General features: G+C 67.9%; 13 protein-coding genes. 5 read left to right on the top strand and 8 right to left on the bottom strand.

Translation table 11 applies throughout. The features are described from left to right. Positions 1-93: 93 nt before the first annotated feature. Positions 94-459, top strand: coding sequence for an SPW repeat protein (locus tag DACI_RS24135; protein WP_012206578.1), 366 nt, complete (start codon positions 94-96; stop codon positions 457-459). Between the two features lie 80 nt (positions 460-539). Here the strand turns inward: DACI_RS24135 and murB are convergent, their stop codons facing one another. After that, positions 540-1,640: a UDP-N-acetylmuramate dehydrogenase gene (gene murB, locus DACI_RS24140; protein WP_012206579.1), complete on the bottom strand. Its 1,101-nt coding sequence runs from the start codon at positions 1,638-1,640 to the stop codon at positions 540-542. Between the two features lie 104 nt (positions 1,641-1,744). Between murB and DACI_RS24145 the strand changes: the two genes are divergently transcribed. Genes DACI_RS24145 through DACI_RS24155 form a run of 3 tightly spaced genes read left to right on the top strand, consistent with a single transcriptional unit; the run spans position 1,745 to position 3,960 of the window. Beyond that, positions 1,745-2,230 carry a YajQ family cyclic di-GMP-binding protein gene (locus tag DACI_RS24145; RefSeq protein WP_012206580.1) on the top strand — a complete coding sequence of 162 codons (486 nt, stop codon included), beginning with the start codon at positions 1,745-1,747 and terminating at the stop codon, positions 2,228-2,230. A 34-nt stretch (positions 2,231-2,264) separates the two neighbouring features. Further along, positions 2,265-2,930: a retropepsin-like aspartic protease family protein gene (locus DACI_RS24150; protein WP_012206581.1), complete on the top strand. Its 666-nt coding sequence runs from the start codon at positions 2,265-2,267 to the stop codon at positions 2,928-2,930. 40 nt (positions 2,931-2,970) lie between these two features. Then, on the top strand, positions 2,971-3,960 hold the full coding sequence (locus tag DACI_RS24155) for an HD-GYP domain-containing protein (RefSeq protein ID WP_012206582.1): 990 nt from the start codon (positions 2,971-2,973) through the stop codon (positions 3,958-3,960). 45 nt (positions 3,961-4,005) lie between these two features. Here the strand turns inward: DACI_RS24155 and DACI_RS24160 are convergent, their stop codons facing one another. The 7 genes from DACI_RS24160 to ybaK form a co-directional block, all read right to left on the bottom strand. Continuing rightward, entirely contained in the window at positions 4,006-5,766 is a 1,761-nt protein-coding gene (locus DACI_RS24160) for an FAD-dependent oxidoreductase (protein ID WP_050771868.1), read from the bottom strand. Next, the gene (locus DACI_RS24165; protein ID WP_034395892.1) at positions 5,745-7,289 is read right to left on the bottom strand and encodes a polyamine aminopropyltransferase; all 1,545 of its coding nucleotides are present in this window, start codon (positions 7,287-7,289) and stop codon (positions 5,745-5,747) included. Before DACI_RS24165 ends, DACI_RS24160 begins: the two co-directional genes overlap by 22 nt. 87 nt (positions 7,290-7,376) lie before the next feature. Next, positions 7,377-9,515: a TonB-dependent receptor gene (locus tag DACI_RS24170; protein ID WP_012206585.1), complete on the bottom strand. Its 2,139-nt coding sequence runs from the start codon at positions 9,513-9,515 to the stop codon at positions 7,377-7,379. A gap of 190 nt (positions 9,516-9,705) precedes the next feature. Then, a complete protein-coding gene (locus DACI_RS24175; protein ID WP_012206586.1) occupies positions 9,706-9,924 on the bottom strand; it encodes a DUF350 domain-containing protein in 219 nt (72 codons plus the stop codon). An 18-nt stretch (positions 9,925-9,942) separates the two neighbouring features. Next, positions 9,943-11,475: a DUF4178 domain-containing protein gene (locus DACI_RS24180; protein ID WP_012206587.1), complete on the bottom strand. Its 1,533-nt coding sequence runs from the start codon at positions 11,473-11,475 to the stop codon at positions 9,943-9,945. Between the two features lie 98 nt (positions 11,476-11,573). Further along, the gene (plsY, locus tag DACI_RS24185; RefSeq protein ID WP_012206588.1) at positions 11,574-12,254 is read right to left on the bottom strand and encodes a glycerol-3-phosphate 1-O-acyltransferase PlsY; all 681 of its coding nucleotides are present in this window, start codon (positions 12,252-12,254) and stop codon (positions 11,574-11,576) included. A gap of 168 nt (positions 12,255-12,422) precedes the next feature. Beyond that, a complete protein-coding gene (gene ybaK / locus DACI_RS24190; RefSeq protein ID WP_012206589.1) occupies positions 12,423-12,917 on the bottom strand; it encodes a Cys-tRNA(Pro) deacylase in 495 nt (164 codons plus the stop codon). A 57-nt stretch (positions 12,918-12,974) separates the two neighbouring features. Between ybaK and DACI_RS24195 the strand changes: the two genes are divergently transcribed. Beyond that, positions 12,975-13,523 (top strand): DUF2975 domain-containing protein, encoded by a 549-nt coding sequence (locus tag DACI_RS24195; protein ID WP_012206590.1) that lies wholly within the window; start codon positions 12,975-12,977, stop codon positions 13,521-13,523. Position 13,524: the final 1 nt, after the last annotated feature.

Below are 13,524 nucleotides of genomic sequence, written 5' to 3' on the forward strand. Positions count from 1 at the left end.
CACTTTCACAAAAATCCTCATGGAACCTGCATGCTGCAGCCTTGATCCAACGAGTTGCCGCCCTCATTCGTCGTGGCGGCAGGAGGTGCAGCCATGAAATACATGAAGCATTGGCAGGACCCGATCAATGTCCTGCTGGGAGCCTGGTTGGCGGTCTCGCCCTGGGTGCTCGGGTTCCAGGACCAGATGGCGCCCACGGCCAATGGCGTGGTCATCGGCCTGGCGCTGATTGCCGCTGCGCTGGGGGCCATCTTCATGCCCCGCGCGTGGGAGGAATGGACCGAAGGCCTGCTGGGACTGTGGATGGTGATCTCGCCCTGGGTGCTGGGCTTTGCCGGCCAGATGGACGCCATGCGCAATGCCGTGGTGTCCGGCGTGGTGGTCATGGTGCTGGCGCTGTGGGTGCTGATGACCGACAAGGACTACATGAGCTGGCGCAGCAGCCACTCCGCCCACTGAAGCGCTGATACAAAGCAAGCAAAGCGGCCCGCAGGCCTCCATGGTCTGCGGGCCGCTGTTTTCTTGAGGCCGTCGATCGATCAGACCACGACGGGCTCGGGCTCCAGCCGGATGCCGAATCGCTCGTAGACGCTGGTCTGTATCGCGCCGGCCAGCGTCATGACCTCGCCCCCGGTGACGCTGCGGTCCACGCTGTGCCGGTCGCCCCGGTTGACCAGCACCAGGGCCTGCTTGTCATACACCCCGGCGCGGCCCATGGATTTGCCCTTCCAGCCGCAGGCATCGATCAGCCAGCCGGCGGCCAGCTTGATGGAGCCGTCGTCCATGGGGTAGTGCACGATCTTGGGCTCGCGCGCAATGATGTCGGCGCACTGCTCGGGCGTCACTGTCGGGTTCTTGAAGAAGCTGCCGGCGTTGCCGATCTGATCCGGGTCCGGCAGCTTGGCGCGGCGGATCTCGCAGACCCAGTCGAAGATCTGGCGGGCCGTGGGCTCGGCCACGCCGGCCTCGGCCTGGCGGCGCTGCAGGTCCAGGTAGCCCAGGCCGGGCTTCCAGTCCTTGGGCAGGGCCAGGCGCACGCGCGTGATCACGGCGCGGCCCTTGAGGCCCATGCCGCGCGGCGGCACGCCGCTCATGCGCGCCCGCGCCACGGGCGTGGGTTCGGCCGGGGCGTGCTTGAATACCGAGTCGCGGTAGCCGAAGGCGCATTGCGCGGCATCCAGCGTGAAGGACTCGCCCGTGGCCAGGTCGATGGCATCCAGCGACTCGAAGCGGTCCTGCAGTTCCAGCCCGTAGGCGCCGATGTTCTGCACCGGCGATGCGCCCACGGTGCCGGGAATCAGCGCCATGTTCTCCAGGCCGCCATAGCCCTGCGACAGGGTCCAGGCCACCAGGTCGTGCCAGCGCTCGCCGGCACCGGCCTCGACGATCCAGTGGCGCTCGGTCTCGCGCAGCAGGCGCATGCCCACTATTTCCATCTTGAGGACCACGGGATCGACATCGCCCGTGATCACCACGTTGCTGCCGCCGCCCAGCACGAACACGGGCTGGCGGCCCCACAGCGGATCGGCCAGGAAATGGCGAATATCCTCATCGCTGCGCACACGCACCAGGGTGTGGGCACGGGCGGCGATGCCGAAGCTGTTGCAATGCTGCAGCGGAACATTTTTCTCGACTAACATCAGCCGGATTGTCGCACCGCGTCCCCACGCCTCCGGCACCGTGCCCGCATCGCCCGGTCCCGCGCTGCGATACTTTTTCAGAACATTTACAGGAAATATTTGCCATGCCTTCTTTTGACACCGTGTGCGAAGCCGACTTCGTCGAAGTGAAGAACGCCGTGGAGAACACCGCCAAGGAAATCGGCACGCGCTTCGACTTCAAGGGCACCTCGGCCGCCATCGAACTCAAGGACAAGGAAATCACGCTGTTCGGCGATGCCGACTTCCAGCTGCAGCAGGTTGAGGACATCCTGCGCAACAAGCTGACCAAGCGCAGCGTGGACGTGCGCTTCCTGGACATCCAGAAGGCCCAGAAGATCGGCGGCGACAAGCTCAAGCAGACCATCAAGGTCAAGAACGGCATCGAGGCCGAGCTGGGCAAGAAGCTGCAAAAGCTGATCAAGGACAGCAAGCTCAAGGTGCAGGCCGCCATCCAGGGCGACGCCGTGCGCGTCACCGGCGCCAAGCGCGACGACCTGCAGGCCGCCATGGCCCTGATCCGCAAGGACCTGGCCGACCACCCGCTGTCCTTCAACAACTTCCGCGACTGATCGCCCGGCAATCCACCCCTCCAGCACAAGCCCCATGCGCCACCTGCGTGCCGTACTTCTGAGCCTGGCCGGCGTGGCCGCTGCGCTTCCGCCGCTGGCGGCAGCGCAGTCCGTGGCACTCAGCGGCGTGCTGGGCAGCAAGGCCTTGCTGGTCATCGACGGCGGCACGCCGCGCGCGCTGGCGGCCGGCGACAGCCTGCAGGACGTGCGCGTGCTGCAGGTATCGGGCGACACGGCCGAGGTGGAAATCAAGGGCCGCCGCCAGACATTGCGCCTGGGCGAGGCGCCCATCAGCCTGGGCGGCCGGGGCGCGGCAGCGGGCGATCCCGCGCTCGGCCGGCGCGTGGTGCTCAAGGCCGACAACCGGGGCCATTTCATCGAACGCGGCCAGATCAATGGCAAGACCATGGTGTACATGGTGGACACGGGCGCCAGCTCGGTCGCGATAGGCCGGTCCGACGCCGAACGCATGGGCCTGCCCTTTCTCAAGGGCCAGCCCGTGATGATGCGCACCGCCAACGGCGACGCCCAGGGCTGGAGCCTGCGGCTGGACTCGGTGCGCGTGGGCGATGTCGAGGTCTTTGGCGTGGACGCCGTGGTCGCCCCTCTTGCCATGCCCTATGTGCTGCTGGGAAACAGCTTTCTGGCCCACGTCCAGATGACCCGCCAGGGCAGCGAGATGGTGCTGGAGCGGCGCTGATGCGGCCTGCACGCGCCCCGTTTTCCGCACCCCGCCACCGATGAGCAGACGCCCCGACGATTCCTACGAAGACCTGCTGGGCCTGTGGTCCGACCTGGAGGCCGCGCTGTCCGTGCTGCTGTCCGCGCCGCTGCAGGTGCAGGGCTTCCTGGTCAAGCTGCAGCAGATCGACCTGTGGCTGCAGGAGTTGATCGCCCACGACAGCGATGCCGCGCTGTACCTGATGTTCCAGCGCGCCTGCTCGTCCACCGTGGGCTACAGCGCCTCCCATGCCCTGGTCTGCGCCTGCCTGTGCCATGTGCTGGCGCGCGAGCTGCGCCTGAACGAGACCGAGCACCGCACCCTGGTACGCGGCGCGCTGACCATGAACATCGGCATGAACGCCCTGCAGGACGAACTGGCGCTGCAGCGCGAGCCGCTGACCCCCGCACAGCAACAGGCCGTGCAGCGCCATCCGCTGCAAAGCCAGGCCCTGCTGGCGCGTCTGTTCGTCAACGACGCGCAGTGGCTGGAACTGGTGGCCCGCCACCATGAAGCCGTGCCCCAGCAGCCCTTGGCCACACTGCCCCCGGTGCAGCGCCTGGTGCGCATCCTGGGCACGGTGGACCGCTACGCGGCCCTGATCAGCCCGCGCAAGTCACGCGAAGGCCGCAGCGCCGCCGAGTCGCTGCGCGCACTCACCCAGCAGCAGCGCTACTCCGACGAGGTGGGCTTCGCGCTGGTGCGCGCCGTGGGCCTGTGCCCGCCGGGCACCTATGTGCGGCTGGACAACGGCGACATCGCCGTGGTGCTGCGCCGTGGCGAGCCGCCGCAGCCGCCGCTGGTGGCCAGCGTGATCGGCGCCGACGGCACCAGCCTCTACCCCCCCGTCATCCATGAAGGCGAGGACGGCCCCCGCATCCGCTCGGCACTGGCGCGCGCCGCCATCACGCTAGAGCTGGACCCGCGCACGCTGGCGCAGCTGGGCGTGCTGGCCGCACGCGGCAGCCAGTCGCTGTACCGCATGGTGCAGATGCCCGGGCCTGTCTGAACGATCTGGCGCCTGAAGCGCGCGACACCGGCGCCGCGGCCCGTGTCAGGTCCGCGCGCCAGCCCACAGGCCCGCATGGTGGCCACGCGTGAAGGCCTCCTCCAGTACCGAGTAGCCGGCCCAGTCGGAATGTGCGAACCACAGGCGGCGCGTGCCCGGCGTGGGCAGCAAGGCCACGCGCTCGCCGGCGCACAGCGCGCTGCGCCCCCGGTGCAGCGACTGCAGCGCCACCTGGCTGAGCAGCTGCTGGTCGCCAGGCCGGGGAATGGCCATGGCGTGGCCGTAGCGCGTGATCTCCATGCGCGTGGCCTTGTGCAGCAGGTCGGGATGGGGGACGAGCAGGCTGCCGACGATGCGGTCCCGCCAGAAGCCGAAGGGCTGGCCCAGCAGTTGCGCGCGCCCGTCAGGCCAGTCGCCCAGCGCCTGGTAGTAACTGAGCACCGTGGGCCGAGGCGTGAGCCGGTCCAGGCCCTGGTGGCCCGCGTCCACGTAGCCCAGACCGCCCGCATTCGGATCGGCAAACAGCACGTTGTCCCAGGCAGGATCGGCGCCGGGCCGGTCGGCCAGCGGCCGCTGCAGATGGATGTTGGCCACCAGCCAGGGCGCCCAGTCCAGCCGCCCCGCCACCGCGCGCAGGAAATCCGGCGCATCGCGCACCACGCGTGCCGCGATGAAGCTGGGCAGGGCCACGACGCAGCGCGCGGCCAGCCAGCGTTCGTGCTGCTGGCGGCCATGGTGGTAGACGTCGATCTCCACACCGTCGGCACCTTCGGCGATGGATAGCACGCTGCAATCCGTCTGCAGGTCGGTGGAGCCCAGCCCTGCCACCAGCTGCTGCGACAGCCAGCCATTGCCCTGGGGCCAGGTCAGCACGGCGTCGCCGGCCTCTTCTGCCGTGCGCTCGTCCTGGCGGCGCGGGGCCGAGAAGCCATGGCGGCTGGCGAAATAGTGAATGCCTGCCCAGGCCGATACGCGCGCCAGGCCCGCGCCAAAGTCGTCGCGGCAGCAGTACTCCAGATACCAGATCAGCTGCGCATCATCGATGCCCTGGCTGGTCAGCCAGGCCTGCATGGTCTGGCCGTCCAGCGCGGCATGGGCGGCGGGCAGCCGGCCCTCGCGCTGCCAGACACGGATGGACGGCATGGCAAACGCCGCCCTGTCCATCTCCTGGGCCACGCTGCGCGCAAAGAGTTCGTACTGCTCCAGCGTGCGCGATGCCACGCCATCTACGGGCAGCAGGCCCTCATGCCAGGCGCCCTGCCAGAACAGGCGCTCCTGCGGGCTGTGGCACAGATGGCGCTCGTCGTACTGCCAGCGGCCCGCGCGGCGCTGGCGCAGGCCCAGGGCCTCCAGCCAGTCCTGCACCTCGGCCGCATCGTCGCCGGGCAGGGGCAGATAGTGGGCACCCAGCGGACAGGGCAGGCCCGCAATGCTGCCGCCCTGGCTGTTGCCGCCCATGGCCTGCTGCGTGTCCAGCAGGGCCACGCCCTGCACGCCCGCCAGCTCCAGTGCGCGCGCGGCGGCCAGGCCTGCCATGCCGCCGCCGGCAATCACCACCTTGGCACGGTGCACCACGGCCGGCGGCGGCAGCGCCAGGCCCTGGCCCAAGCGCTGCCAGAACGCGCGCAAGGCATGGCCGCGCTCCAGCGCCACGCCGCTGAATCCGCCGGGCAGGTCCTCAAGCCGCGGTGGCGTTGGCGTGCAGCCGGACAGGCCCAGGGCTGCACCGCCGGCCAGGCCCTGCAGCCATTGGCGCCGGCTCCACAGGGGCGAGAGGCCGGTGCTCAACGCTCCACCCTGCCCCATTCGCGCTCGTAGGTGTTGACCAGCACCTGGTTGGACAGGCGGTTGACCTCGGCCGGAACGCGCGCCATGTCCAGCGGGAAGTCGAACATCAGCGCCATGGTCTGCGCGCTCAGAAAGCGCAGGCCCGCAGGCAGGGCATCGGGCTCGCGCCAAGGCCGGTGGCTGGCGATGACGAAGCCCCATTCGCCAAAGCTGGGCACATGCGCGTGGTAGGGCGTGGCCTGCAGGCCGATGGATTCGATGGTCTGCACCACGGTCCAGTAGCTCTTGCGTGCGATCAGGGGCGAGGTGGTCTGCACCACGGCGTAGCCGCTGGCGGCCAGGCGCTTGTCCAGCAAGGCATAGAAGCTGTTGGTGAACAGCTTGCCGATGGCGAAATTGGTCGGGTCGGGGAAATCGACGATGACCACGTCGAAGGTATCGCCGCCCTGCTGCAGCCAGTGGAAGGCATCGGTATTGAGGATGTGCACGCGCGCATCGCTGAGCGCTTCGCCGTTGAGCCGGCGCAGCATGGCGTTGTCCTTGAACAGGTCCGTCATGGCCGGGTCCAGCTCCACCAGGGTGACCGACTCCACCGAGGGGTACTTGAGCACCTCGCGCACGGCCATGCCGTCGCCGCCGCCCAGCACGGCCACGCGCTTGGGCGCGCCATGCGCGGCCATCACGGGGTGGACCAGGGCCTCGTGGTAGCGGTACTCGTCGCTTTGGGCGAACTGCAGGTTGCCGTTGAGGTACAGCCGCGCGCCCTGGCGCCCCTGCGTCACCACGATGCGCTGGTAGGGCGAGCTGCTGGAGAGCACGATGCGGTCCTGGTAGAAATGGTCGTCGGCCAGGCGCGTCAGATGGTCGGCGCCCCAGATGCCCGTGCCCAGCAGGGCCAGCACGGCCGCGCAGGCCAGGGCATGGGCGCGCGGGCGCCGCAGCTCATGCCGAAACAGCAGCAGTGCCCAGACCGCCACCGCCGCATTCATGAAGCCGAACAGCAGCCCCGTGCGCACCAGGCCCAGCTTGGGCACCAGCAGCAGCGGAAATGCCAGCGACACGGCCAGCGCGCCCAGGTAGTCGAAGGTCAGCACCTGGGACACCAGGTCCTTGAGCGTCACATTGCGCTTGAGGATGCGCATCACCAGCGGAATCTCCAGCCCCACCAGGGTGCCCACCACCAGCACCATGCCGTACAGCAGGAACCGGAAGGCGCCGGGCGCGTAGGCATTGGCAATGAACAGCGTGGCCGGCAGCGCGCCGCCGACCAGGGCCACCATCAGCTCGATGCGCAGAAAGTGCGCGGGCAGATGGTCCTCGAAATAGCGCGACAGCCAGGAGCCTATGCCCATGGCGAACAGGTAGCTGCCGATGATGGTGGAGAACTGCAGGACCGAATCGCCCAGCAGATAGGAAGCCAGCGCACCCGCAGCCAGTTCGTAAAGCAGGCCGCAGGCCGCGATCACGAAGACGCTGACCAGCAGGGCGATGTCGATGGGACGCGCCGGCTGCGCGCCGGCAAGAGGGGCTGAGGTTTGCACGGCCGGTATTGTGCGCGATGCGCCCCTTCCCGCGTGCAACGGACACCGTGCAAAGCGGGAAGGAGCGCAGCGCCTCGGGCGCCGCCGTCAGAACTGGTAGTTGGCGCTGACCAGAACGCTGCGCGGTGCGCCTGGCATGGAGCTGGAGCGCCAGTACTGCTTGTCGAACAGGTTGGACAGCGCCACCGTCACCGTCCAGGCGTCCTGGCGCCAGCCCACCAGCGCATCCCAGCGCGTGTAGCCGGGCAGGAGGGCCGTGTTGGCGGCGTTGGTGAAGCGGCTGCCCGTGTAGGTCACGCCGACTTCGCCATACCAGGGGCCCTTGGGCGCATAGCGCAGGAACAGGTTGCCGTTGCGCTTGGCCGTGTCACGCAGGTACAGGCCCACGTTGGCGGGGTTTTGCGCGTCTTCAGCCACCTTGGCCTCCATGAAGGCCACGCCCCCGCGCACATACCAGGAACTGGCCACGCGGCCCGCCGCGCTGAACTCGATGCCGCGCGAACGGTCCTTGCCCCGGATGGCCCAGGTGTAGGGATCGTTCTCGGGATCGGGGCGGTAGCGGATGTTGTACTTCTCCAACTGGTAGACGGAGACCTGGGTGGACAGCGCGCCGCCCAGCCAGTCGCTCTTGACGCCGACCTCGGACTGGCGCGAGTACTGGGGCTCGTCGTCCGGCACCGCGCCCACGGCGGTTTCCACGGTCAGGATGCCGCGGCCGCCATAGGGCGAGTAGCTCTTGTTCCAGGACGCATAGAAGCTGTGCTCACGCACCGGCTGCCACACCACGCCCACGCGCGGGCTGAAGCCGTTGCCGTCGGTCTTGCGCGTGAGGTTGGCGATCTTGTTGGTGCTCTGGAAGTCATAGCTGTCGTAGCGCAGGCCCAGCAGCAGCTTCCACTGCTCGGTCAGGCTGACCAGGTCCTGCATGTACAGCGCCTGGCCCTTGCCCTTGTGATAGTTGTCCTGGGTCGGCTTGCCCTGCACCGGACGGCTGGGCCAGACGATGGGCTGCAACGGATCGTAGGAAAAGGTGCTGCCGGGCTGGCCGACGCGCGGCGCGCGCTCTTCCTCGCTGGCCTCCAGGCCCACCAGCAGATCGTGCTTGATGCTGCCCGTGCTGAACTTGCCCGTCAGGTCCAGCGTGTTGGACAGCGTGGTGTTGCGGGTCTGCTGCCAGGCGTAGTTGGGCGTGATCTTGCCGGTCGCGGCGCGGTAGGTGCCGGCGAAATAGTGGTCGAAGTCCTGGCTGGCCTCGCGCTTGCTGGCCACCCAGCGCAGGCTCCAGCGGTTGTTGAAGTCATAGGACAGATCGGAGCGCAGCACGCGCAGGCGGTCTTCCACGTAGTCGCCAGGCGCCGCGAAGCCCTTGCGGATGGAAACGCCGGCTGGCAACTGGTCATAGACCGGACCGCGATCGGGCACGCGCCAGACGTTGTCATAGGTGTACTGGCCGGTCCAGCGCCACCCCGTGCGGGTGTCCACCAGGATGCTGGGCGAGACCATCTCGTTGCGGTTGCGTATGCCTTCGCGGAAGCTGTGCGCCTGCTCGCGGTCGGCCGTCAGGCGCACGGCCACGTTCTCGTTGAGCACGCGGTTGATGTCGATGGTGCCGCCCACGTTGTCCCAGGAGCCGCCGCGCAGCGTGATGCTGCTCTTGGCGTCGAAGCGCGCCTGCTTGCTCACCATGTTGACCACGCCGCCGCCCGCGCTGCGGCCGTAGAGCACCGAGGCCGGGCCCTTGAGGATCTCGATGCGCTCCACATTGGCCGTGCTGCGGCGCACCTGGCCGCTTTCGCGCACGCCGTCGCGGTAGATGTCGCTCTCATCGGCCTTGAAGCCGCGGATGTACACGCCCTCGCCACGCATGTCGTAGGTGGTGTTCACGCCCGGCACGCCGTCCAGCATGGTGGCCAGGTCGTTGATGCCGTAGCTCTTGTACTTGTTGACCTCCAGCGTATCGATGGTCTGCGGGATGTCCTTGGGCGCCAGGTAGGTCTTGGTCGCCGTGGTCACGCCTTCGGGGCGCACGTCGTCAGGGTCGTACTGGGAGGCGTTGACCTGCAGTGTGGGCAGGGTGTGGGCCTGTTGAGGCTGCGTCTGCGTCTGTGCCGGATCGGCTGGAGCGGCATCCTGGGCATGGACCGCGCCCGCCAGCGCGGTGGTGATGATGCCAGCGGTCACACCCACTGAAAGCCTTGCTCTGCGGGCAGCTTGATGGTCTGTCATGGAAACCCTCTCTTCGAATGAAGGGGGCGATTCTATTTAGAATGCAAACGAATATCATTTGCAAACTCACTATCAACAAGGAATTTGTTGCGACGCAGCAACGCCGCCATGCGCAGCGCAGCCGCACCTTTTCAGGCGGGCTGCGTGTCGGCGGGAGATGGGGAGTGCAGGGGGGGCCAGGCGGCCCCGTTCAGTGGATGGCGGCAGCGACGATGATGCTGATGCCCAGGCACATGGCGGCCACCACCATGGCCAGCGCCTTGTTGTGCTTCTCGACGATCTCGGCCCACATGTCCACGGGCGTGATCTTGTCGATGATGATGAAGCACAGCCAGAACACCACCACGCCCACCAGCGCATAGAGGATCGAGCCGACGAAGGCGGCGGGGTTGAACCAGTCTACGTTCATGATCAGTTTCTCCGTTGTTTACTTGTGGCTGCCGCCCGAGGTGTAGCCACCCCAGGAGCCGCCGCTGCTGCGGGTGTAGCTGTTGCAGTTGGGATCGGTGTTCGGGTCGCAGTTCGGGCGCGACATGCAGCCGCGCAGCATGACGAACACCAGCCACAGGATGACCACGCCGATGACGATGGTCCACAGGCCGAAGCGGCTACCCGACATCACGCCGACCTGCGAGCGGTCCCGCAGCTGCTTGAGGCCGAAGGCCGTGGCCAGCGTGGTGGCCGAGACGGCGCTGCCATGCGACCAGGTGGTCTCGCCGTTCTCGGTCTCGCTGGCCAGAAAGGCCTTGTTCTGCGCGCCTGCGCTCACATAGTCCACATTGCGCGTGGTCTGGCCGCGCTGCACGGGCCAGTAGAACTCGCCCAGCGCATAGGTGGTCTCGGCCGTGTAGCGCGATTCAAGCTGATATTGCCGGCCCATGTACTTGGCCGTGCTGCGGTTCTTGGAGAGCTTGGGCACGCCCGTGGTCACGCGGGCCATGCTCCAGCCATCGGAGGAATCGACCAGGAAGGCGAAGCCGGCCTTCTGGCTGAACAGCAGGTATTCCTCCCAGCCAAAGCTCTCGTCGTCGCCGGCCTCCTCGCCCATGCGGTGCTGAAAGCCCACCACCTGCCACTGCAGGCCTTCCAATGCACCCTTGCTGCCCAGGGGGATGGCGGGGCGCACGGGCTCGTTCTGTTCGGCATAGGACAGTTCCTTGCCAATGCCCTGGCTCAGGTCCACCAGCGATCCGCAGCTGGGGCAGCTCAGGCTCTTGGTGGTGGTGAAGCGCACAGGCACCACGGCGCCGCACTTGGGGCAGTTGAAGTGCCTGCCCTGCTCGCCCTTGAGCGAGGCGCCGTCGCGCAGGCCCTGCAGCCTGAGGTCGTCCAGCACCACGCGTTCGCCCAGGCTCAGCGCAGGCGGCTGGGCCGAGAAGTCCACGGACAGGACCTGGCCCTGCTCGCTGCGCAGCTCCACCAGCCGGTACGGCGTGCCGGGCTCGGGCAGCTGCGCCAGCTCGCCCTGGGCCGACACCAGCCGCGCGTTCTGCACGCTGCTGACCGTGAAGCTCTTGCCGCCGAGCACGCGCTGCGAGCCCAGCAGCCAGTCGGAGGCCTTGAACGGCCCGTTGCGCAGGGCCTCGGCCTCCCAGGGCCAGGACCAGACGAACTGGCCATTGTCCTCGCTCAGGAAGCCCAGCGCACCATCGCTGAACGCGGCCACCCATTCGCTCCAGGCGCCTGCCTCGCTCTTGAGCTGCAGCCGCCCGACCAGGGTGAAGTGCTCGGGCTTGCCGTTGCGCAGCATCTGGCCCGTGGCGCCGATGCGCAGGGGGCTGTAGTCCTCGAAGACCTCGGCCATGGAGCCGCGGCGCTGCAGCACATCGCCCTGGCGCACCACGGTGCTGCGGCAGAACTCGCAGACGGCGTAGCTGGCCTGGGCGCTGGAAAATTCCACGGGCGCGCCGCAGCCGGGGCAAGGTGCGCGGTAGACGCGCTGCGATGGACTCGATGCCATGTGGGAAGGTCGTCAGTGGTGAGAGGGCCTGGAGCGCAGCTGGCCGGCCACGCCATTCACGCAAGCTGCGCCCGTGTAGCGCAGCGCGGCGGCGGCGGTCAATGCGGCTTGCCCTTGCCAGTGCCGGGCTTGGCTGGCGCAGTGGCGGCGTCGGCCTTCTTGCTGCCCAGCCTGGATTCCTTGCCGGCCATCAGGCGCTGGATGTTCTCGCGGTGGCGCCAGATCAGCAGGGCCGCCATGGCGACGATGGCGGCGGCAATAGGCGTCTCGGCATACCAGACCACGCCACTGCACAGGAGGTAGTAGACGGGGGCGAACACGGAGGCCACCAGGGCAGCCAGCGAGGAATAGCGGAAGAACACGGCAATGATCAGCCAGGTCAGCGCCACCGCCAGGCCCAGCCAGACGCTGATGCCCAGCAGCACGCCCAGGGCCGTGGCCACGCCCTTGCCGCCCTTGAAGCGGAAGAACACCGGGTACAGGTGGCCCAGGAAGGCGGCCAGCGCCACCATGGCCACCGTGCCGTCGCCCAGGCCGAAGCGGCTGCCGAACCACTGCACCAGCGCCACGGGCAGCCAGCCCTTGGCCGCATCCAGCAGCAGGGTCACGGCTGCGGCCGCCTTGCTGCCGGAGCGCAGCACATTGGTGGCGCCGGGGTTGCCGCTGCCATAGGTCCGCGGATCGTTCAGGCCCATGGCCCGGCTGACGATGACGGCGAACGACAGCGAGCCGATCAGGTAGGCCGCCACGGTGGCGAGAAGGGGGTAGAGCGCGTTCAATTGAAGTCCTTGGCCGGTCTGTGGAGCGCCGGCGCGCGATCCGGCCGGCCATGATGGCCCGCCCTCCCTGATCGCCGACACATGTTTTTCATCAGGACCTGCGCGAACCCGTGGGAGGCGGTGGCCGCCTTCCCGTGTGCGCAAGTCATGTTCATTTCTTCAGGGCATCTATTCTGCCAGCGCGCAGTGCACGGGCCGTGCATCCAGCAGCTGCACGCAGACCTGCGGGTCCAGCTGCACCAGAAAGCCGCGGCGCCCGCCGTTGATGGCGATGCGCGGCAGCGCCAGGATGCTCTCTTCGATATAGACCGGCATGTCGCGGCGCGTGCCGAAGGGCGAGGTGCCGCCAACCAGGTAGCCGCTGTGGCGGTTGGCGACTTCGGGCTTGCAGGGCTCCACGCTCTTGGCGCCGATCTGCCGCGCCAGGTTCTTGGTGGAGACCTTGCAGTCGCCATGCATGAGCACGATCAGCGGCCTGGCGTCCTGGTCCTGCATCACCAGGGTCTTGACCACCATGTGCTCGTCCAGGCCCAGGCTGGCCGCGCTGTGCTCGGTGCCGCCGTGTTCCAGGTATTCATAGGGATGCTCGGTGAACTCCACCTTGTGGGCGCGCAGCAGCTGCGTGGCCGGTGTCTCGCTGACATGAGAGTTTTTCTTGGACATGAATTTTTTATCGTTTTACAATAATTTTTTATCGATTCATCAATACAAGGCTGTGCCATGAACTATACGCCCCACGCCGCGGGCAACACCCTGAGGCGCCACTCCCAGGCGGCGCGCATCCTGATTGCGCTCGGTGCCGTCGCGCTGCTGGCCCTGCCGGCAGCCGCCCTGCTGTCGCCGCAAGATCTTTCGGGCCAGGCGGAAGGCCTGCTGGGCATGCCGCCCGGCCAGCCGCTGGACATGGCTGCGCGCTGGCGCACCGCACTGGTCAGCCTGCTGCCCGTGGGCTGCGGCCTGTATGCGCTGCGCCAGTTGTGGACACTGTTCGGCGAGTACCTGCAGGGCCGTGTCTTCGGCCAGCAGGCGCAGCACGCCCTGATGCGCTTTGCCTGGACGGTGCTGGCGGGCGCGCTGGCCCTGCCCTTCACGCGCGCGCTGATGTCGGTGGCGGCCAGCATGGGCAATCCGCCAGGGCAGCGCTTCGTCACGCTGGGCCTGTACTGGCACGATGGCCTGCTGGTCCTGCTCGGCGTGGTGCTGGTCTCCATCGCCCATGTGATGCTGCAGGCGCGGCGCATCGCCGACGAGAACGCGGGATTCGTCTGAG

The organism is Delftia acidovorans SPH-1 (assembly GCF_000018665.1).
GTDB classification, from domain to species: Bacteria; Pseudomonadota; Gammaproteobacteria; order Burkholderiales; family Burkholderiaceae_C; genus Comamonas; species Comamonas acidovorans.